This is a genomic window from Nostoc sp. DedQUE02, from assembly GCF_034531035.1.
Lineage (GTDB): Bacteria > Cyanobacteriota > Cyanobacteriia > Cyanobacteriales > Nostocaceae > Nostoc.
Window position 1 is genome coordinate 1 of the sequence record NZ_JAVRBY020000020.1, and the last position, 20,009, is coordinate 20,009.

Annotated in this window: 19 protein-coding genes and 1 pseudogene; 11 read left to right on the forward strand and 9 right to left on the reverse strand. The window is 39.5% G+C overall.

The window, feature by feature from the left end; genetic code table 11:
- Positions 1 to 253 (reverse strand): annotated as a pseudogene (locus tag RMX98_RS16995) (IS4 family transposase); the annotation flags it as partial.
- A gap of 350 nt (positions 254 to 603) precedes the next feature.
- Between RMX98_RS16995 and RMX98_RS17000 the strand changes: the two are divergent.
- Positions 604 to 1,938: a lipid-A-disaccharide synthase gene (locus tag RMX98_RS17000; RefSeq protein WP_322680462.1), complete on the forward strand. Its 1,335-nt coding sequence runs from the start codon at positions 604 to 606 to the stop codon at positions 1,936 to 1,938.
- Between the two features lie 106 nt (positions 1,939 to 2,044).
- Here RMX98_RS17000 and RMX98_RS17005 read toward each other — a convergent pair whose 3' ends face one another.
- Positions 2,045 to 2,668 (reverse strand): TenA family protein, encoded by a 624-nt coding sequence (locus RMX98_RS17005; protein WP_322680463.1) that lies wholly within the window; start codon positions 2,666 to 2,668, stop codon positions 2,045 to 2,047.
- A gap of 36 nt (positions 2,669 to 2,704) precedes the next feature.
- Entirely contained in the window at positions 2,705 to 3,475 is a 771-nt protein-coding gene (locus RMX98_RS17010) for a pentapeptide repeat-containing protein (protein ID WP_322680464.1), read from the reverse strand.
- A 660-nt stretch (positions 3,476 to 4,135) separates the two neighbouring features.
- Here RMX98_RS17010 and RMX98_RS17015 point away from each other — a divergent pair.
- On the forward strand, positions 4,136 to 4,402 hold the full coding sequence (locus tag RMX98_RS17015) for a type II toxin-antitoxin system HicA family toxin (RefSeq protein ID WP_322680465.1): 267 nt from the start codon (positions 4,136 to 4,138) through the stop codon (positions 4,400 to 4,402).
- A complete protein-coding gene (locus RMX98_RS17020) occupies positions 4,386 to 4,598 on the forward strand; it encodes a type II toxin-antitoxin system HicB family antitoxin (RefSeq protein WP_322680466.1) in 213 nt (70 codons plus the stop codon). Before RMX98_RS17015 ends, RMX98_RS17020 begins: the two co-directional genes overlap by 17 nt.
- A gap of 515 nt (positions 4,599 to 5,113) precedes the next feature.
- Here the strand turns inward: RMX98_RS17020 and RMX98_RS17025 are convergent.
- Positions 5,114 to 6,046: a lysylphosphatidylglycerol synthase domain-containing protein gene (locus RMX98_RS17025; RefSeq protein WP_322680495.1), complete on the reverse strand. Its 933-nt coding sequence runs from the start codon at positions 6,044 to 6,046 to the stop codon at positions 5,114 to 5,116.
- Between the two features lie 155 nt (positions 6,047 to 6,201).
- Here RMX98_RS17025 and RMX98_RS17030 point away from each other — a divergent pair, with 155 nt between their 5' ends.
- The 4 genes from RMX98_RS17030 (at position 6,202) to RMX98_RS17045 (ending at position 12,042) form a co-directional block, all read left to right on the forward strand.
- Positions 6,202 to 7,179 carry an alpha/beta hydrolase gene (locus tag RMX98_RS17030; RefSeq protein WP_322680467.1) on the forward strand — a complete coding sequence of 326 codons (978 nt, stop codon included), beginning with the start codon at positions 6,202 to 6,204 and terminating at the stop codon, positions 7,177 to 7,179.
- A 136-nt stretch (positions 7,180 to 7,315) separates the two neighbouring features.
- Positions 7,316 to 8,218, forward strand: coding sequence for an alpha/beta hydrolase (locus RMX98_RS17035; protein WP_322680468.1), 903 nt, complete (start codon positions 7,316 to 7,318; stop codon positions 8,216 to 8,218).
- 419 nt (positions 8,219 to 8,637) lie between these two features.
- Positions 8,638 to 10,308 carry a phosphatidylglycerol lysyltransferase domain-containing protein gene (locus tag RMX98_RS17040; protein ID WP_322680469.1) on the forward strand — a complete coding sequence of 557 codons (1,671 nt, stop codon included), beginning with the start codon at positions 8,638 to 8,640 and terminating at the stop codon, positions 10,306 to 10,308.
- A 342-nt stretch (positions 10,309 to 10,650) separates the two neighbouring features.
- Positions 10,651 to 12,042 carry a hypothetical protein gene (locus tag RMX98_RS17045; protein ID WP_409881308.1) on the forward strand — a complete coding sequence of 464 codons (1,392 nt, stop codon included), beginning with the start codon at positions 10,651 to 10,653 and terminating at the stop codon, positions 12,040 to 12,042.
- 95 nt (positions 12,043 to 12,137) lie between these two features.
- On the opposite strand, the gene RMX98_RS17050 is transcribed toward RMX98_RS17045, so the two are convergent.
- On the reverse strand, positions 12,138 to 12,761 hold the full coding sequence (locus tag RMX98_RS17050) for a site-2 protease family protein (RefSeq protein WP_322680471.1): 624 nt from the start codon (positions 12,759 to 12,761) through the stop codon (positions 12,138 to 12,140).
- 527 nt (positions 12,762 to 13,288) lie between these two features.
- On the opposite strand from RMX98_RS17050, the gene RMX98_RS17055 reads away from it, so the two are divergent.
- Both RMX98_RS17055 and RMX98_RS17060 read left to right on the forward strand, forming a co-directional pair.
- The gene (locus RMX98_RS17055) at positions 13,289 to 13,564 is read left to right on the forward strand and encodes a DUF485 domain-containing protein (protein ID WP_265271491.1); all 276 of its coding nucleotides are present in this window, start codon (positions 13,289 to 13,291) and stop codon (positions 13,562 to 13,564) included.
- A 53-nt stretch (positions 13,565 to 13,617) separates the two neighbouring features.
- A complete protein-coding gene (locus RMX98_RS17060) occupies positions 13,618 to 15,186 on the forward strand; it encodes a sodium:solute symporter family transporter (protein ID WP_322680472.1) in 1,569 nt (522 codons plus the stop codon).
- Between the two features lie 250 nt (positions 15,187 to 15,436).
- Here RMX98_RS17060 and RMX98_RS17065 read toward each other — a convergent pair whose 3' ends face one another.
- Complete coding sequence (locus tag RMX98_RS17065) at positions 15,437 to 16,279, reverse strand: tetratricopeptide repeat protein (RefSeq protein ID WP_322680473.1); 843 nt, start codon at positions 16,277 to 16,279, stop codon at positions 15,437 to 15,439.
- A gap of 254 nt (positions 16,280 to 16,533) precedes the next feature.
- Positions 16,534 to 17,454 (reverse strand): ribonuclease D, encoded by a 921-nt coding sequence (locus RMX98_RS17070; RefSeq protein ID WP_322680474.1) that lies wholly within the window; start codon positions 17,452 to 17,454, stop codon positions 16,534 to 16,536.
- Between the two features lie 464 nt (positions 17,455 to 17,918).
- Here RMX98_RS17070 and RMX98_RS17075 point away from each other — a divergent pair, with 464 nt between their 5' ends.
- A complete protein-coding gene (locus RMX98_RS17075) occupies positions 17,919 to 18,389 on the forward strand; it encodes a BON domain-containing protein (protein ID WP_322680475.1) in 471 nt (156 codons plus the stop codon).
- A gap of 278 nt (positions 18,390 to 18,667) precedes the next feature.
- Here the strand turns inward: RMX98_RS17075 and RMX98_RS17080 are convergent, their stop codons facing one another.
- Both RMX98_RS17080 and RMX98_RS17085 read right to left on the reverse strand, forming a co-directional pair.
- Positions 18,668 to 18,922 (reverse strand): DUF5615 family PIN-like protein, encoded by a 255-nt coding sequence (locus RMX98_RS17080; RefSeq protein ID WP_322680476.1) that lies wholly within the window; start codon positions 18,920 to 18,922, stop codon positions 18,668 to 18,670.
- Entirely contained in the window at positions 18,919 to 19,251 is a 333-nt protein-coding gene (locus RMX98_RS17085) for a DUF433 domain-containing protein (protein WP_322680477.1), read from the reverse strand. Before RMX98_RS17085 ends, RMX98_RS17080 begins: the two co-directional genes overlap by 4 nt.
- 370 nt (positions 19,252 to 19,621) lie before the next feature.
- Here RMX98_RS17085 and RMX98_RS17090 point away from each other — a divergent pair.
- The coding region (locus RMX98_RS17090) for an AAA family ATPase (RefSeq protein WP_409881573.1) at positions 19,622 to 20,009 on the forward strand (388 nt) is incomplete at its 3' end.

The following is a 20,009-nucleotide window of genomic DNA, read 5'->3' on the forward strand; positions in this document are numbered from 1 at the left end:
CAAAATATATTGATAACCATTTGATGACTATCGGAAACCAAATTTTTTTGATGTCGAGATTTGGTAAAGACAAAAATCTTTGGACTTTCTTTTTTCTACTTTCAAATTCAATCGAAATTGGTAAAGCATTGGCCAAAGCTTCTAAACTTACTTTTTTAATCGATTGCAGCACTGCGAGCCAAATTTGCAACAAGATATATTCGGCAGTACTTAGTTGACTTTTAAGATGTGTTTGGTAAAATTTAGGTAACATTATCAATAGATAGGTCTTATTGACAAAAGCAGACCTATCTTTTTCTACCATAAATTGCTGTATTCTTTAAATTGTAAGCTTTTTAGCTTATTTCCTCGCCCCGTCAGGTTCTATAGACTGCGTTTCGAGTAAAAACAAAAACCGTCCATTTTCAACCGTAGTTAAATTAAAGTCACGTTTGACTTTTGAGAGCGAGAACTCGCTATAAGACATTATTAATATGATTAAATATTAATCTATAAGTATTAATATTATCGCATTTATAGCTGCTTTGTTGGAAATGGTATCAACAAGAGCGATGTCTACGACGAGCTTCGCTTACGCCAACTTGCCGAATATACGATTAACTAATGACTCAAGTAGATATTCTTATCCTATCAAATGGCCCAGGTGAAGTAACAACCTGGGTGCGTCCAGTAGTGAAAGCGTTGCGGCAAGAACTAGGGGATGACCGTTCTGTAGTGAGGATTTCTGTGGTATTATCGCCTTGCTCAAATGCCAGTGGTAAAGAAGCAGCGATCGCTCTTTCTTACCCAGAAGTAGATAGAGTTCAGGAAGCAGAACATTTTTGGCAATTTTTGCTTTGGGGCAAAACATTTGAAAATTGGGATTGGAGAAGTCGCGGTGTAGTCGTTTTTCTAGGCGGTGATCAAATTTTTCCAGTGATTATAGGCAAAAAACTCGGATATCGCACAGTTATTTACGCCGAATGGGAAGCCAGGTGGCACAACTGGATTAATCGCTTTGGTGTGATGAAGCCCAAAGTCGCAGCCAAAGTCCCAGCAAAATATGCTCACAAATTCACTGTTGTCGGTGATTTGATGCTAGAAGCTAGTAGTCATTTGTTTTTAGCAAACGACAAAGGACAAATGACTAATGACACAGACGCGTCAACAGTTTCCCAGAAGGTAGAACAAGAGACTGAATTGATTGGTTTACTCCCTGGTTCAAAAGCAGCAAAATTAGCCCAAGGAGTACCATTATGTTTAGGTATTGCCGAATACGTTCATGCAAAAAAGCCGCAAATCAGATTTGTGATTCCTGTAGCCCCAACTTTGGATTTACAAACTTTAGCTAGTTTTGCCGATCCCGAAAAGAACTCTATTGCTGAAAGTTTTAGCTTTGGTGGTGCTTCCTTAATTGTCCCAGAGGATGCTAAAAGCAAGGCATTGCTCAAAACAGCAACGGGTTTAATTGTGGAACTGTGGCAAGAAAACCCTGCATATCACTTATTATCCCAATGCTGCATCTGCTTGACTACGGTGGGGGCAAACACTGCTGAACTTGGTGCTTTAGGAGTACCAATGATTGTTTTACTACCAACGCAGCAACTTGATGCTATGCGTTCTTGGGATGGTTTACCTGGATTGTTGGCGAATCTGCCAGTGTTAGGTACGCCCTTTGCTAGAGTGATTAATTGGTCATTTCTGAGATTTATGAAACGCAAAGGTTTATTAGCATGGCCAAATATCTGGGCACAAGAAGAGATAGTCCCAGAAATTATGGGTAAAATTCAACCACAAGATATTGGGGAAATGGTTTTAGACTTTTTGACGAATCCAGAAAAATTGGATGATATGCGCGCTAAACTCCGTAATATTCGCGGTGAAAGCGGTGCAGCGCAGAAGATAGCACAGATTGTAGGTGAGGAAATTGAGAAGTATAGCAATCGCCAAGGCAGTTAAGACGCTGTGCGAAGAACATCTTCTATGGCATCTCGAAGACGGGTTTATTTTACCAAATGGGACAGTGATTATTCGTTAAGTTTGTAGGGTAGTACAGCTAGCTGCGCTACTCCAAAATCCACGCAGCCTGAAAAAAGTCGCGTTCGCAAAACATCGCATAACGATAGGTTGAATACACAACAGAGTTGGTAGTGGCATAATTGTCAACCAAATTTTCTAATTGTTGCGTTAGTGGTTGAAAATCTGCGCTACTGTAAGTACGAATCCAGTCTGCATATTGATGATTAGGAATACCATTACCAGCTAGCTTTTCTCCTAAAAAGGCATACAAACGCATACAAGGAGACATCGCCGCAGCAGTTAAACCTACATCTCCACTCCAAGCAGTTGCTAACAAAAAATCAGTATAGCTGCGGGTAGCAGATGCAGGTTCCACAGAATGCAAATTGACTCCCCATTGAGAAGCATAGCCACTATGCAACCGCAGTTCTTCTAAAACTCCACTAACTAAGTTATGAAATGTAGTGAAACCTAACCAGTCTGGTGCTTTAGCTGCGGCGATACTGTACGCACGGGCAAAAGCTTCTAAAAAAAAAGCATCTTGCCCTACGTAGTAAGCAAATTTAGCTTGCTCAAGAGTACCATCGCCAATGCCTTGAACGAAAGGATGCTCTAGGCAAGCTTGGGCTAAGTCTTGATTTGCTGCCCATAATTCCTGAGATAAAGTCATTTGTTATTTGTCACTTGTCATTTGTCATTATCCCCTTTAAAAAGGGAAGAATTGGAGCAAGATTGAGCCTAGACTTCCCAAAAAGTCCACAAAACTGGGTTTACCAGTACTTACCTTCTCATTTACGGGTGTTTGCAGTTCTTTTATAAAAGCTTGAGCTGTTAGCGTTCCAGTGCTGTTGTTTTGGGATGTAAACAACTTTTCCGCAATTTGGGCATCTTGAAATGCACCTTGTCTATCTAGTATTTGGTAACGGGCGACACCACGAGCTAAATAAGCACCCGCAAATTCTGGTTTAATAGCGATCGCTTGATTAAAATAACTAATTGCTTGCTGTTGGTTGCCTTTTTCTCCCTCTCCTATACCCCAAGCATAAAATTCTTCCGGTGAAGCAATTTGTAATGGTATCCCAACTGCACCCTGAAAGTTAGCACCATTCAGGTAAGCACCAGTCAATTCTGCATTTGCTAAAAAACTATTTCTCAAATCAGCACCCGTCAAATTTGCCCCATTAAATTTAGCTTCGCTCAGATTGACACCAAATAAACTAGCGCCACTCAAGTTTGCACCCCGTAAATCTGCGCCGCTCAAGTTTGCCCGACTGAGGTTAGCACCTGTGAGATTAGCACCGCTCAAATTAGCTCCAGATAAATCAGCCATCACTAAACCTGCATTCGTTAAATCGCAGTTTTGACATTGTTTGGTTGCCAATAACTGTCTAACATGTTCAGAATTTGCTGCTTGTACCGTTGCTGTCAAACTAATCGTAGTTAAAAATGCGGCTGCGCCTAAAATCTGGTTTTTCATATTCGCGTAATATTTCTTACTCAATATTCAACACTAACTGAGAAGGATTTATACCTCAGCATCATGATATGAGCAATCTCAACAATTTGCCCTCTGTAGTTGCCTATATCACTGATAAATTGGCGATACCTTTTCTGCGGAACGCTACGCGAAAGGATTGGAGAAAAGTAGTCAAGCTATCAATTGAGCCAATATTAAGACTAATAACCCTAGTGACGATGGTAAACCAACATGATTCCTCTAGAGAAATGATATACTTCACCAGGATGCAAAAATGATGTCATAAAACTGAACTCACCGCAAAACCTCGCTTCCAAGAAAGCATCTGTAACATCCAAATAATTAGTATTTTTTGCAATCAAGTAAATTAGTCAAGTAGTATCCAAGCCTACAATTTGCCCTGATAACTGGATTAGCCATTGTCATCAGGGATGCTCTTAGTCAAAAGCAAAATGATATAGAGCTGATTTGATTTTTGAAAAAGCTCAGTACAACTAGGAAGCCTTCTTTCCCGTTGCAAGAGTGCCTATTGCCTATTGCCTATTCCCTGTCTATGCAAATCACTTCAGAAATCAAAGCGGATTCCTATAGATTTGCTTTTGTATACCCTGATTTTAAATAAATATGAGACTATAGAAACATTAAGACAGTCAGAAAAACGTGAGTCAGCAAGACAAACTCTTAGAAAAAATTCTCTCTGGGACTTCTGATACAGACATCCCTTTTGCCCAACTGTGGCAACTTTTATATAGATTGGGCTTTGAGGAACGGATTCGTGGCGATCATCGTATTTTTATCAAAGCCGATGTTGAGGAAATATTGAACCTGCAACACAAAAGAGGAAAAGCCAAAAGCTATCAAGTTAAACAAGTCCGGGCAGTGATTCTCAAGTATAAGCTAGGAATTAAAAATGATGTTTCGGTATGAAATTATTCTCTATTGGAGTGAATTAGATCAAGCCTTTATTGCTGAAGTCCCAGAACTACCAGGCTGTGCTGCTGACGGTGATTCTTATCAAGAAGCCCTGCATAATGTAGAGTTAGTTGTGCAGGAATGGATAGAAACGGCTAAGGATTTAGGGCGTCCAGTTCCTCAACCTAGACCACGTTTGATGTATATTTGATTGATACACAAGCTAAGTCAAACTGATTTTTTAGCCTCATGATAAATACTTGGTTGTTGCTGAATAGGAGATGATTTCGCACAATTTATCACGAATTCCCAAGGGTTTTAGCCGCCGATTGTTCCTGCATTTATACAACGCCAGGATTTGAATCAGAAAAATTTTCGCGACGTAGAAAATTTTACCGACTGCCATAATCGTATCTAAGTTATGCTCCAATACGGTTCGGTTAGTGTCATACCAATTCTGTATGAAGATGCGCCAAACTCCAAACTATATAAGGAACGAACCGCAAAGGGCGCAAAGGACACAAAGAAAGAAGGAAGCCAAGAGAATTTGGCGCAGCCTCACAAAGAAATAGTATCAAAAACCATAAATTACGTAGGTTCGGTTGAACAAAGTGAAATCCAAGAAACTACTGAAAATCTTGGATTGAGGAAGGAAAACCAACCTACGATTCTCTTTGTCAAAGTCAATAGACTTATTGCATAAATTAAAAATAAGGGTTCTATTTTTTAATTCCCCGATTTAAATCTAATTTCATAAAGTCCGAGCAAACCTGCTGCTACTAACAAAGGTAAGAAATAATAGACTCCCCGATAAGCTAACATTGAACCCAAAACTGCCGCCGCCGAAACTTTTGAGGAAAGAACTAGTAAAATTATAGTTTCAAATACTCCCAAGCCACCGGGGACATTACTAACTACACCTGCAAACATCGCTAGTAAATAAATGCCCAAAAAGTCTAGATATGACAAAGATATATTGCTAGGAAGTAAAGCATAAAGAACTGCTGCCGCAAGAATCCAGTCAAAACTAGAAATTGCTATTTGAGCCAGAGATATTTTCAAATAAGGAAATCTAAATTCATGCCCTCGGATTATTAATGGTTGTTTAATAAAAATACTTCCGAGTAAATAAATTGCAACTAATAATAGAAAAATTACGCCAACGGGACGCACAGTGGCAAAAGGTAAATGTAATTGAGTGGGAATATTCAGAGGGTTGATGAGGAATAAGAAACCTGCAACGGCAAACATCCCCAACCAAAAAGTAAAATTGGCAAAAGCAATTACTTGAGCGATCGCAACTGCTGAAACTCCCCAAGTTGAGTAAAATCGATAACGGATAGCACTGCCAGTTAGCAAGGCAAAACCGATGGTATTACTAAATGCAGAGCTAATAAAGTTAGTGAAAGCGATTTTATTCCAACTTAGAGAACGATTAATGTAATTAAAACCTAAGATATCGTACCCAATCATCACTACATAGCCCAAAGCTGTCAGCCAAATTGCCCAACTTAGGCGACTTTTGGGAATAGCAGCTAGAGAATTGAGGATATCACGATAATTATACTGATGTAATTCGCTAGCGATCGCCCACAGGGAAAGCAGCAGCAGTAACAAGCCAAACAAAGAACTGAAATTAAGTTGCAGCTTTTTAAGCATCATGAAGAAACTTATCCTAACTCTTGACTTTTAATTTACAACCAGTCGTAAAGTTTCCATCCTGTTGACACAGCATTGACATATCATTTGCATAAGCTTTTGAAGGCAAGCACCAACTACCCAATAATGCCCTGTTTGGTCAATATTTTTCAAAGATGAACTACAAACAACCTAAAATTCTCTTGCTATTTTCAGTATTAACCCTAGTTGGTTGTAATTTCTCCCAGAGTGTCGTAGCAAAACCACTACAACAGCAGAATTTACAAACAGCGCCTCCCATCATTCCAACCCAGCGTAATACTAGCAACTCAGCTACTCTCCTAACCTATAAAATTGAAACTTACGAGAGTCAAGTAATGGGTGCAAGTCGGACTTATGGCGTTTCTTTACCTCCTGGCTATGAGCAAAACCCAAAAAAAAGCTATCCTGTAATCTTTCTTCTCCACGGTGGACATGGTAATCCCACTGATTGGTTTATTCAGAATAAGGGACAAGCTCTCAAAACTGTAGAACAACTTTATACTACAGGTAAGTTACCACCCAGCATCATCATTACACCAGATGGCAACGACAAACGTGGCTCTAGTCCCTACCGAGATCCAGAATATATCGATGGCCCTAACGGGAAAGTCTCTACAGCTGTAGGTGATGAGTTAGTAAAAGTTGTGCAAAGCCGTTATCGTACATTAAATAATCCAGATTTTTGGGCGATAGGTGGTTTATCTTCTGGTGGTTGGGGAGCAATGAATGTGGGATTACACAATGTAGATCGGTTTTCAATTTTATTTAGTCATAGTGGTTATTTTCATGATAAAAGTGGCCCAGCAAATAGCCCAATATTTTATATCAAAACCATTCCTGTACAAGCTCAAAAAAGGTTGAAAATATACTTAGATTCGGGTACATCAGATTTTGATGAAATCAAAGAAGCCGAACGATTTAGTCAAGTATTAAATAAACTCAAAATTCAGAATTCGTTTCGACAGTTTCCTGGCAGTCACACTTGGCAATACTGGCGGGAACATTTAGCCGATTCTTTGACATTTGTTGGTAAACAATTTCGAGCTTCTGAAGTCGCAGATAGAGCTAATAACTTAAGTGTTAATAATCAGAAAAATACCCAAAAAAATTAGCAATTATCACGATAAACAATACTATTTTGCCAAACTGTTGATAATTAAAGATCGATGTGGACAACACTACTGCAATTTCTCAATAAATTAACTATAGTAAATTTTAATGGAGGTGATTTTTTCATACTAAAACAATATGAAGAATTATAAAGTTTTAATTAGCTTGCTAGGAGCGATCGCACTCCTGACTAGCGCTGGTTATTATTATGTATTCATCTTAGGTGCGCCACAACTAGACCCACCCCAAGAAGAGGCAAATACTGGGCTAAAGTTTCAATTAGCAACCTTCAACTCTCAAGCGATGGGTGCAGCCCGTAACTACGGCGTGATTTTGCCCCCTGGTTATAGCAAAAATCCCCAAAAGCGCTACCCTGTAATCTTCTTACTACATGGTGGTCATGATGATGCTCGTGCTTATGCTGATAAATACGCACTTTTAGACGTATTGCATGAACTTTATCAAAATCAAAAATTACTACCATCAATTGTGATTACACCTGATGGTAATGATAATCGCGGTTCCAGTCCTTTGTACGACCCCGATTACTTTGATGGGCCGAATGGCAAAGTGGGAACTCTAATTGGTTCAGAATTAGTGCAGGTTGTCAAGTCGCGCTACCGTACTTTAGAAAAACCCCAATTTTGGGCGCTGGGAGGTTTGTCTTCTGGAGGATGGGGAGCTTTTAATATCGGGTTGCGCCATCTCAACAATTTCCACATTCTGTTTAGTCATAGCGGTTATTTTACCGATAATAGCGGTTCGCAAAATAGTCCTCAGCAAATCGTGCAACAGCTACCAATTGAAGATCGGAAGCGATTGCGTGTTTACCTAGATGCGGGTTTGAATGATACGAATTTGCTGGCTTCTACCAAAGATTTCAACGAAACCTTAAATAAATTAGGCATTGCTCACGTATTCTATGCGTTTCCAGGAGGTCATGGTTTGTCTGGTGCGGATATAGGCTGGAATTACTTTCACAAACATCTTAAAGATTCGCTCTCCTATGTAGGTGAACAGTTTAAAAAAGTTAAGGATTAAAAGTTAGGAGTTAGGAGTTAAAATAATTCGTAATGTCAGTTTTCTAACGGGATTTAGACCCCGCCACAAAGTTTGGCGTTTATTAGTTGCGATGCAACTTAAACGCCCAAAATTAGTTAAAAATCGAAAATTAAGGTGTTATGGAGAAAATTCAAAACCTTAAAACTTAATCTATATAAGTAATGTAGTCTATAAAACTGGTTTATTTACAGCAGATTTAAACTTTGTGAAGTACAGAAATACCCCACCCGCGCTATCATGCACCCTACCCAAAGCATCAGGGAGGGTTGGGAGGGGTTACTCATGTACTTGCAAAACGCTGTATAACAATAAAGAGAATGGTAGAGCCAAAAATCATAACTCCTAACTCATAACTTCTCACTTCTCACTCATAACTCCTAATTAATATTTTTAGAATAATGACCAATAATTTAAAAACTAAGATTGGACTTTGGAGTGCAGCATTCCTTACAGGTTTAGTCGGAGTAGTAAATTTGTTATCAGCAGTGACACCTAACCTGTATGGTCGAAATCACTGGTTGAAGGAATTTTTGCCATTTGAAATCAGAGCCAGTGGTCATATATTTGCAGCCCTGACTGGGTTTGTTTTACTAGCACTTGCTACGAACTTATTACGCCGCAAAAGAATAGCCTGGTTACTTACCACTACTTTACTAGTGATTTCGATTTTTAGCCATTTGCTAAAGGGATTGGACTATGAAGAAAGTCTACTCTCTGGAGTTTTACTGGTGCAATTACTCTTGATGCGTCATTATTTCACGGCGCAATCAGACCGTCCTTCCATCGCACGGGGAGTTAGAGCGCTGATAGGGGCTTTATTATTTACCCTGGCATACGGAACTATTGGATTTTACTTGTTAGATGGCAAGTTTTCAGAAAATTTTAATTGGCGGGAAGCAATAGTTCAGACTTTAGCAATGTTCTTCACCGAGGATAATTGGGGACTGCAACCAAAAAGCAAATTTGGAGAATTTTTTGCTAATTCTATCTATATTATTGCCGCAGCTACTATTACGTATGCAATGGTAATGCTATTGCAACCTGTTTTTTGGCGGAATTTAGCAACCCCAAATGAGCGACGAAGAGCTAAAGAAATTGTCGAGCAATATGGATGTTCTTCTTTAGCAGCGTTTACACTCTTAAATGATAAAAGTTATTATTTCAGTCCTTCGGGTAATAGTTTAATTGCTTATGTTCCCAAGGGACGGGGTGCGATCGCTTTAGGAGATCCCATCGGCCCCATTGAAGACCGCAAAGAGACAATTGTTGCTTTCCAACAGTTTTGCCAACGCAACGACTGGTATCCTGGTTTTTACCAAACTTTGCCCGATGATGTTGAACTTTACAAGTCATTGGGGTTTAAGGTACTCAAGATTGGAGAAGAGGCGATCGTTGATCTGAAAAGTTTTACCTTACAAGGTAAAGCCGGGAAAAACTTTAGACCATCAATCAGTCGTTTAACTAAGCTAGGATACCAAATCGAGTTTTACCAACCACCCATCGCCAATGATTTATTGCACCAGCTCAAATCTGTAAGTGATGAATGGTTGAAGATGGTACAAGGTTCAGAAAAACACTTTTCTTTGGGTTGGTTTGACGAAGCTTATCTGCGAGAGTGCGAAATTGCTGTGATCCATAATCCTGAAGGTAACATCAGCGCCTTTGCCAACATTCTCCGCGAGTACCAACTCAACGAAGCCACTATTGACATGATGCGACATCGCGCGTCCATCGAAAATGGCACAATGGACTTTCTATTTATTTCCCTGCTTCAACATTTTAAAGAGGGTGGCTACGACAGCTTTAATTTCGGTCTTTCTGCCCTTGCGGGAGTTGGAGACAACCCAGAATCACGCCGCTTAGAGAAAATATTGCACTATCTATACGGGCACTTGAATCGCTTCTACAATTTCAAGGGATTGCACGCCTACAGAGAGAAGTTCCGCCCCCGTTGGGAACCACGTTATTTGGTTTACCCCAGTTTAGCTGCCTTACCAGATGTAGTTGTAGCATTGATTCGCGCAGATTCAGGCGATCGCCTCTTCGATTATTTCAAACCCGGAGCCTAAATGTGGGAAAAAAATAATAGGCGTAAAGGTTAGAAAATCTATTCTGGCGTTCAGCAATACCATAATACGAAGTTGCAGGGCGATGTCTATCACAGGCTACGCCTACACAACTTGGCTTTTGTATGATACAATTGTACTATAAAGAAGATTCCGTGAGTATGCAACGCAAAGTTTACCAGGCGATGCCCAAAGTTTCTAGTAAATAAACCCGATATTAGCTAGTTTGTGAATGCAATCATGAACACACAATGGTTGTGTGGTATGTGCCAAATTTAATATTTTGGCATCAATTTATTGTGTGTCCGCCCTTCAATTTTCCACGATTATATGGAAGGTAGCAATATGACGAATAATAAAATTTCTCTGCTAGAACTAATCCAAATTTTTACACAATATCGCCACAATATTATCGTGAATATCAAACACCTGCAAGAACATTATCAAAGAACAGGTATCAAGCGTGTTAAAGGTGTGAGAAACGAAAATGGCGAATTGCTTCAGCCTTGGTTGCGAACAGAAAATGTAGATAATGCTGAGTATGTAGGTATGGGCGAGTTCCAGTTTAATCGCAATACTGCTACTATCAATATGCTTATCAAACGTAAGGTCAAACTTGCCAAATTTGAAGACCAAACCCCCACTATTGAGGTAGCAGGTTTGTTGGTAAATGACCTTAATAGCTTTAATAATTACACAATTGTCAGTGACGGCAAAATAAACGTCAAGTCCTTGCAAATCAAAATCAGTAATAAAAAAGCCTTTGACTTGCTCCAAGAAAAGGGTGTGTTGGATGCAGAAGATTTTGACTTCCGTGTTGAACATACCATTGAATTAGATAAATTGCCGCTTGTAGCTGCTAATAGTCATTACAGCAGCATTGATGGACTATTTAATGAACTTGCAGAAATTAAAGTACTTACTAGTATTATTTCTGCTCACTTAAGAAAGGAGTCAGATGTATTTGTAGCAGGACAGTTAGATGAGTTTAAAAAGCACTATCTGTCTAAAAATGTTTACCTGAATTTTCCTACAACTAATGAATATACAAACATCCATGAAGCTTTACTTAATGGTACTCTTGAGTCAAGATTGAGCTATAAAATTGATATCGGTAGTCAAGATATTCTTAATCTTAGTAAGTTTCATTCGGCTAACAAATTTCTGAATAGAATGTATCGTCTTTATGATAAAGTAACTGGAGAAATTTTCATCAAGCCTAGTTTTGAGATGGCATTGAATGAAAATCTTGCTTTTAGGCATAGGCTAATATCATCACGTACCAAGATTACCAAAGTTGACGAGTTGATGAAACCAATTTTTGATGATTTTCTTGGGCTTGAGCCAAATGGCATAGTCGTAGATATTCTTAAGAAAGTTGGTGCTGATAGTTTGGCGCAGTTATTGTATAATAAACAAACTGGAAAGCAGATCAACAAAGAGGAAATGGTTGCAGCTTTAACAGTGGCAAATAAAAAGTTAGAACAATATGCAGAAAATATCTACCAAGATAAAATATCTCCCTTGGTATTTTACATAGGTTCTACTGGGCTATTGCCAGAAGGAATAGAAGCCAAATCTATGACTGCTGAAGAAGCTGCTGCTAAATACCCAAACTTGCAATTTTCTAAAAATGAGCAAGAAGGGACTTTTTTTGCAGTTGATAATAGTATTATCAGCATCTATGCAAAAACTGAATATTACAGCAAAAACGTGGCAAGCTTAAATCATTCGTAAACAACAAGAACCCCGACTTATCAGAAAGTCGGGGTTCTATAGCTTTCAATTCTCACAAATCAAATGGAATTATTATATAAATAATCTATTTTTGCTTAAGAAGCTGCTGATTCTCCCCCAAGCGCTGACTGAATAACTAAATGAGCAATCTCACTAAGTCCCGTCCCAAATTCTGGAATTATAAATAGAAGCATCATTGCAAAAACTCCGAATTGGCTATATTGCAGTGGTTTTAGCTGAGGAAAAATTTCACTGAAAACATAAAAACCATCTAGTGGTGGAATTGGCAGCAGATTAAACAGAAATAAGGTCAAATTGATATGAGCCGCTAAGTAAAGAAATTCTTCGCTTACAAGTCCTGAAAGGCTCGGATTAGAGATAAATTTAAGCATCAAAATAAATAGAATGCCTAAAGCCAGATTTGATAATGGCCCGGCTGCTGATACCAAAATATTGCCTAGCTTCCCAGAGCGAAACTTAGATGGGTTGACAGGCATTTGTCCCCAGGCTATACCCATGAGACAGAGAAAGATGATTGATCCTTTTCCCATGTGAACTATTGGATTAAGTGTCAAATGACCAGTTTGTTGTGGAGTGTTATCTCCCTGACTTATCGCAGCCAATCCGTGAGCAAGTTCATGCAAAGTAATGGAAAATATGACAATCGCAACGATTCTGAAAAAGTGAATTGGCTCTGTGAGTAGTGTTTGAATAAACATACGTTACTAATATTTTGGTAATGCCCCATCTGTGTAATAGCAAGCTTTTAGTATAAATATTATCAACTATATATTTAGATTGATACTGTAATTTTTGGTATATTTTATAAATTAAAATTTACTACTTTTATTAATCTCAGTTGATTTGATAGCTTAAAAAAGCGGTTCATAACACTTTAAGGATTTTAAAACCTGGTAATAACTACGTATTTATTGTATTTTTTAGTATCTAAAAACTTAATTTATTAGCTCTCATGTTTTTATTTAAAAGTATAATAAGTTACATCATTTAAGTAAAATTCTAAATCACAGATAGATGAGCTTTATTTGTGTCTAACTGCATCTATAGTTTCATGTTTCTCTGACTCAAAATAGAGTCGCTATTGTCTTGTTATTTTGGTATATCAGGCAAAGTTAGTTTTATTACCTGAGATGGCAATAGATTTACTAATAATCTTTAAGAAAATTACGCAGAAATCAGCTTCAATGAGACAATTTGACCTAATCTTCTCCACCTAAAGGAAGACATGAACGATCGCACAAAGGCTCTCCAGGCTCTCGCAGCTGAACGTTGGCGAATATCCCTGATTCTCAGTGGAGCCATGATGTTTATTTACTTCGGCTTTATCCTATTAATCGCGTTCAATAAGCCCCTGTTGGGGTCGTTAGTAGTTCCTGGTCTGAGTCTGGGAATTTTACTAGGGGCGTTGGTAATTGTTTCAGCATGGGTATTAATTTTTATCTATGTGCGTTGGGCAAATAGCAGTTACGACGACCAAATCGCAAGGCTGACACGCAAGTAAATTAGCTATTAGCAATTTTTAGTCCCAAATCCAAAATACTAAACCAAAAAAGCATGAATAGTGTGTGGTTCGATCCGCTACTAGCGGCGGATATTACCAGTCTTGGTAAGTTTAACCCGTTGGCGATCGCTTTCTTTTTTCTGTTTGTTGTAAGTTCTTTAGGCATTACCTATTGGGCGGCAAAGCTCACCAAAAATACGGCACAGTTCTATACAGCTGGCGGCAAGATTAGCGGTTTCCAAAATGGGCTGGCCCTAGCAGGAGACTTCATGAGTGCAGCTAGCTTTTTAGGTATCGCTGGACTAGTGGCACTCAACGGCTTTGATGGCTTAATCTATTCTATCGGCTTCCTGGTGGGCTGGCCGATTGTCATGTTCCTAATTGCCGAACCACTGCGTAACTTAGGTAAATACACCTTTGCCGATGTCGTGGCTTATCGCTTGCAGCAAAAACCTGTACGTATCGCCTCTGCGATTGGAACGCTGGTAGTGATTAGCTTTTACTTAATTGCCCAGATGGTAGGTGCTGGGGAGCTAATCAAACTATTATTTGGCTTTGATTACGAATTAGCTGTAGTCATCGTCGGTTGCGTGATGATGGCTTATGTGATTTTTGGCGGGATGATTGCCACCACTTGGGTACAAATTATCAAAGCAGTTCTGTTGCTTGGCGGAACGATTTTGCTAGCTATCTTGGTACTGGCACGATTTGGCTTTAACCCGATCGCTCTTTTCGCTGCTGCATCTAATCAGTATACAGGTGTATTAGCTCCGGGCAAACTGGTTTCTAACCCCTTGGATGCTATCTCTTTAGGGATGTCGTTGATGTTCGGCACTGCTGGACTACCCCACATCCTGATGCGTTTCTATACAGTACCCGATGCCAAAGCAGCACGGCTCTCTGTTACTTACGCCACAGCTATTATTGGCCTTTTTTATCTCCTTACCTTCATCCTGGGCTTTGGAGCGATGGTGCTGGTAGGTAAAGATGCCATTGAGAAAATTGGTACTGGTGGTAACATGGCTGCGCCGATGTTGGCAGAATTTCTCGGTGGCGATGCTTTCTTAGGTTTTATTGCTGCTGTTTCCTTTGCGACGATTTTGGCAGTTGTCGCTGGGTTGACACTCTCAGGTGCAGCCGCATTGTCTCATGATTTGTGGGTGAACGTGGTGCGATCGGGTCATGCTGACGAGTCAGAACAACTGAAAGTGGCTCGCGGTGCAACAATGCTTTTGGGGTTAGTGGCGATATTCCTGGGCATCTTGTTTAAAGGGCAAAACGTCGCTTATATGGTAGGTTTAGCATTTGCGATCGCAGCTAGTGCAAACTTTCCAGCATTGCTCTTATCCATGCTTTGGCGACGTTTTACCACCAATGGTGCAGTTGCGAGTATGTTAATAGGTACTGTTTCCTCTTTAGTACTGATTTACTTATCACCTACTATTCAAGTAACGATTCTCAAGCAGGCTTCTGCACCCTTTCCCCTAAAAAATCCTGGATTAATCAGTATCCCACTGGCGTTTATTGTGGCGATTGTCGTTTCACTATTGAGTACTGAACAGCAGGCACAGGAAAAATTTGCGGAAGTTGAGGATCGGATTCACATTGGTTCTGGGATGTGATTTTGTCATTTGTCATTTGTCATTTGTCATTTGTCATTTGTCATTGGGCATTGGGATAAAGAGGCAGAGGTGCAGAGGGGCAGAAGGGCTGAGGGGCTGAGGGGCTGAGGGGCTGAGGGGCTGAGGGGCTGAGGGGCTGAGGGGCAAAGAGGAAAAACTTACTGCAATTTCTCCTCTGCTCCCCTGCTCCCCTGCTCCCCTGCTCCCCTTCTCCCCTGCTCCCCTGCTCCCCTGCTCCCCTACTCTCCTGCTACTGTCCAAGTTCTTTGATGTTATTCATCACTTGTTGGTATAAATCGTTGTTACCCTGACTTTGAAAAATGCTTGCTGCTTGTTGTAAATCCTTAAGTGCGCCCTGTTTATCTCCATTGGTGGCGCGGGCATTTCCTCGGTTATTGTAGGCTGGGGCAAAGTTAGGGTTGAGGCGAATGGCTTGATTATAATCTTCGATCGCACCCTGGGGATCTCCATTGGCAGCACGGGCGTTTCCTCGGTTATTATAAGCGATCGCATATTTGGGGTTGAGGAGAATTGCTTGGTCAAGATCCTCTATTGCCCCTTTTTTGTCTCCATTGGTGGCGCGGGCATTTCCCCGGTTATTGTAGGCTTCGGCATAGTTGGGATTCAGGCGAATCGCTTCACTGTAATCTTTGACTGCTTCTCTGTTACTTCCTAGTGAGGCGCGGGCGTTTCCCCGGTTGTTGTAAGCTTCGGCATCGTTTGGGTTGATGCGAAGTGCTTGATTGTAATCTGCGATCGCTTTTTCCTTGTCTCCCAAATCAAAGTAGGCTAGTCCCCGCCCGTTGTAGGCAGCGCCATATTGAGAGTTTTGATCGATTGCCTTACTATAAGATGCGATCGCAGCTTGTAGATCACCGTTTAAATGCTGATTCTTTCCCTGAAGATAAAATTCTCCACCACTGGAAGCTGTAGCTGAACGACGGTTAGGTTGACTTACGCCTATTTCTGTCACCAAAACATTGTCATTCTTACTACAAGAAACACTGCTAATTGCAGTCAATGTAGTAAAAATAGCTATGGTAAATACTTGATTTACCTTTGTTCGTTTTTGTCTAAATAAACGCCGTCTCATAAGTTAATATAAACTGCCATAACACCTGAATCGAATTAATCCCAAAATCTAGATTTTAATTCTTTAACTCAAGAATTATTCTAACTTTTGATCGACCTTTAAAGTTAATTGACAAATTTCCCTCATATTTTATAAATTTATCAGAGAAGGCAGATCGTAGAAAGTAGGAAGTAGGAGGACATAATTATGAAATTTAAAAATTTATTCTTCACAATAATTCTATAAATTATGCTATTTGTAGCCTAATGAACAATTTACTCATCCTCAGTTTCAGTTTCTTGACTTTTGGGAGTTAGCCGCCAAGAGGTGGTTTTGTCGATATCTACAGAAAGTTGTTCCAGGTTTTGCCCTAAATCCTTTTGGAGTTTCTGAGTTAGTGTGATTGGAAAATCTAAACTAATACCTTCACTTTGGGCTAGCCTTGCCAATTCTGTAAATGCGGCTTTGACTGTAGTCCGCTCATAACTAGTCAGCTTATAATTGGAAGTTTCTGATATATTTTGAGCTTGCATAGCTTTTTTCATACGTTCTTGTAAATGCTCAAATTCTGAATTCAACAACTTCCATTGCTGCTCAAGTTCCGAGTATCTGGTACTTAGTGATATTAAGTCTTCTTTTGCGGGTTCGGGGCTGGCTTGGGCTTGTAATCTTAATAAATTTAAGTGGATTTGAGCCAGATAAATACAATCTAAGTAAGCATACTCTATCTGTTCTTCTGTTAGGGGGCGCTTTCCCCAATTGCTTGTTTGTTCTTGTTTATCGATATTGTTAAAGCTACAAAGTGCAGTAGCTATGGTTTTGAGTTGGTAGTTGGGTAATGGTAAAAGATAGTAGGGAATTTTTTTCGCCATTTCCAAAGTGCAAGTAATATTTTTTGCTTTCTTGTTACCGAGAAACTTTAGATCGTAACTAGCATTGTGAAAAACTTTTTCGATAGCAGAATTGATCATAATTTCTGCAATAAATTCAGCTATAATATGAGGCTGTTCTAAAACATCTAAAAGATAGACGCGATCGCCACTCATATCTTGAGGATTATCTAATACCTGAATCAGCGATAGTCGAGGATTACGACTTTTATAGTCAGCTACTTCTGTATCTATCCACAATGTTTTAGCATTGGTATATTCAGCGACAATAGCACGAATTTCGCTGGCGGAAGTAAGGTAGGGCATTGGCTAATATTTCCTGATATTTAAGGCATTGTAAGTAAGCCATAGTTTTCTAAAGTAACATTTTGTTGGAAAATTTGCTGACACAAGATTGCAAAAACGCTGAAGTTTGGAATTTGTCATAAACATCGCCAAAATGACTCAAATCTGATAATATCGAGTCACCACTGTCAAGCTGTACAGTTTCAGCTTAATAAAGCTACTTGCATCTGCGTCAAATTGACAAATAAGCACACACTGTATGCAGAGCTATAGTGGTCAGCAACTGTTAGGAAAATTGAATTAGCGCTTTTCAAAAGTGGCTGCAAAATCTTAGCCTCAAGAAATCGTCTAAATTTCAATTTTCTGTAACCTGAATCTTGCTTGGGTACATCTACTGCTTGACTTTAATTGCTTTTTAACATCTGCTCCTCACCATGACACACACTTCAATTAATCGCTTCAATTACTCAATTCGGAGATAGATAATGAAAAAGCTAATTCTATTACTAGTTAGTGGTATTTTGGTAGTAGGTACTTTTGGCTGTCAAGAGGCTCCTAAAACTGGTTCGGAAACTTCTAGCACTAATGAAGCTGCTCAAGCACCAGCAAAACCAGCCTCTCAGACAAATCAAACTGCGGATAAAACTACTGCCAAAATCCCAGCAACAGCAACAACCCCTTTAGTAGCGAATACTGGGACTAAAGTTAAAACTAATACTGAAAAAACGGCAGCAACAAAAGCTAAAAGCAACTTAAAAACCGAAGTTAGCGAAAAGTTGAACAAAGGCTTACCAGGCAATAAGTTACAAGTTGAAAACAAAGAGGGTGAAATTATCCTCAAAGGCACAGCAACTTCTGCTGAAGAACTCAAGAAAGCTGAAACTTTAGCTAAAGAAGTTCAAGGTGTGAAGACAGTGAAGGTAGAAGCAAAAGTTGAAGCTATCAAAAAGCCATAAAAGAATAACTGAAGCTCTCAGTTAACCGTGGACTAGTTAAATCAGCTTACATTATCATAAAATTTAAACAGGACTTACATTTGTGTAAGCCCTGTTTTTTTGCTTAAATAAGGGTGAGTTCATTAATAGTCACGCCCGAAAGAATTAGTAGCTACTTATGTAACATCATTATTAGAGTAGTGGTAAATTAATAATTTGGTTTTGATATTCATCATTAAAAGATGCTTGAGCAATTAGGCTTAATTCACTAATAGTCTGACCGATAGTTAATTTATCATTCAAAATAAAATACCTGGTATATTACGCCCTTGCTCAATATGTTCAGCTAAATGTACAGGCATAGATGTACGGTTATTTGTGACTAAAATAAAGTTATATTCCTCACACCAGCATAATATTTCTGGATCTAATGTGCCTCTGAGAGGAGCGCCAGGATCACCAACCACCCACATCATTAAGTTAGGGTTGCGCTGGACAAATTGGCGGTTGTAGACTTCATCAACATTTTCATCAAGAAGATATTTGAGAGTCATGCATTTTTTTCATTGGCTTCTCTTTCAGCTTTCAGTTTTAGCAATTTGGTTACAACTGGTGGCGGATTGCGTCGCTGTTCTTCTCGCATTCGGTGACTATGTTCTAGCCAATTAGCTATGTAAGCACTTACTGCTTCCTTGTTATGCAGGTAATAAAGAATAGTTGCATATACTTGCTCTAAAGTTACTGATGGATAACTTTGGGAAATTTCCTCTGGAGTCCGACACCGATGGATGAAATCATAAAGTATAGTTTCAATTCCTACTCTTGTACCTTTAAGTCGAATATCATCAGATCGCTGAAAGTCGAAGTAATCTTCTAGTTGCATAATTTACTTTATTATATTTACCCTTAAAATTATCTTACATACTTGTAAAATATTCTCGCAATAAATAGTAATAAATCGATAGCGATCGCTTTGCCAACAACTTATTAAATTAGTTGTTCGTCTTGGCAGTTAGTTATCTCAACTAAAACTAGAATGATTTGATATAGTTGCTTTTGAACGCCAGCAATGAAATCTCATGCTTGTGCTAACTCTAGCAGCATTGTGTTTTCTCTAAACCACGATTCCCCTTACCCTCTCTGCGTTCTCTGCGCCTCTGTGGTGTGAAAATCTCTAAATTTCCCCCTACCCTCTTGCGAATTTTTAATTAGTTGATACACTTGTTCTTCATTAGCCCAGTGAACCAGCGCCTATGGTGCACATCAAGCGCGTGGAACTTACGAACTTCAAATCCTTCGGTGGCACTACCTCAGTCCCTTTGCTACCGGGGTGTACTGTCATATCTGGGCCAAATGGTTCGGGTAAGTCTAATATCTTAGATGCACTGCTCTTTTGCCTGGGACTCTCCAGTTCTAAGGGAATGCGAGCCGAACGCTTACCAGATTTGGTAAATAACACTCAAACGGCCAAAGGACGTGCTTCGATTGAGGCTAGCGTCACGGTGACGTTTGATTTGTCGGATGAAATCTCACATAAAGATGCAAAGGCAGACAGGGAGGAAGTAGAAGAGGCAGGGGGAGCAGAGGAGGCAGGGGGAGAAGGGGAAAAGGTTATGGTTCGGCAAGATCACAAACACTGTT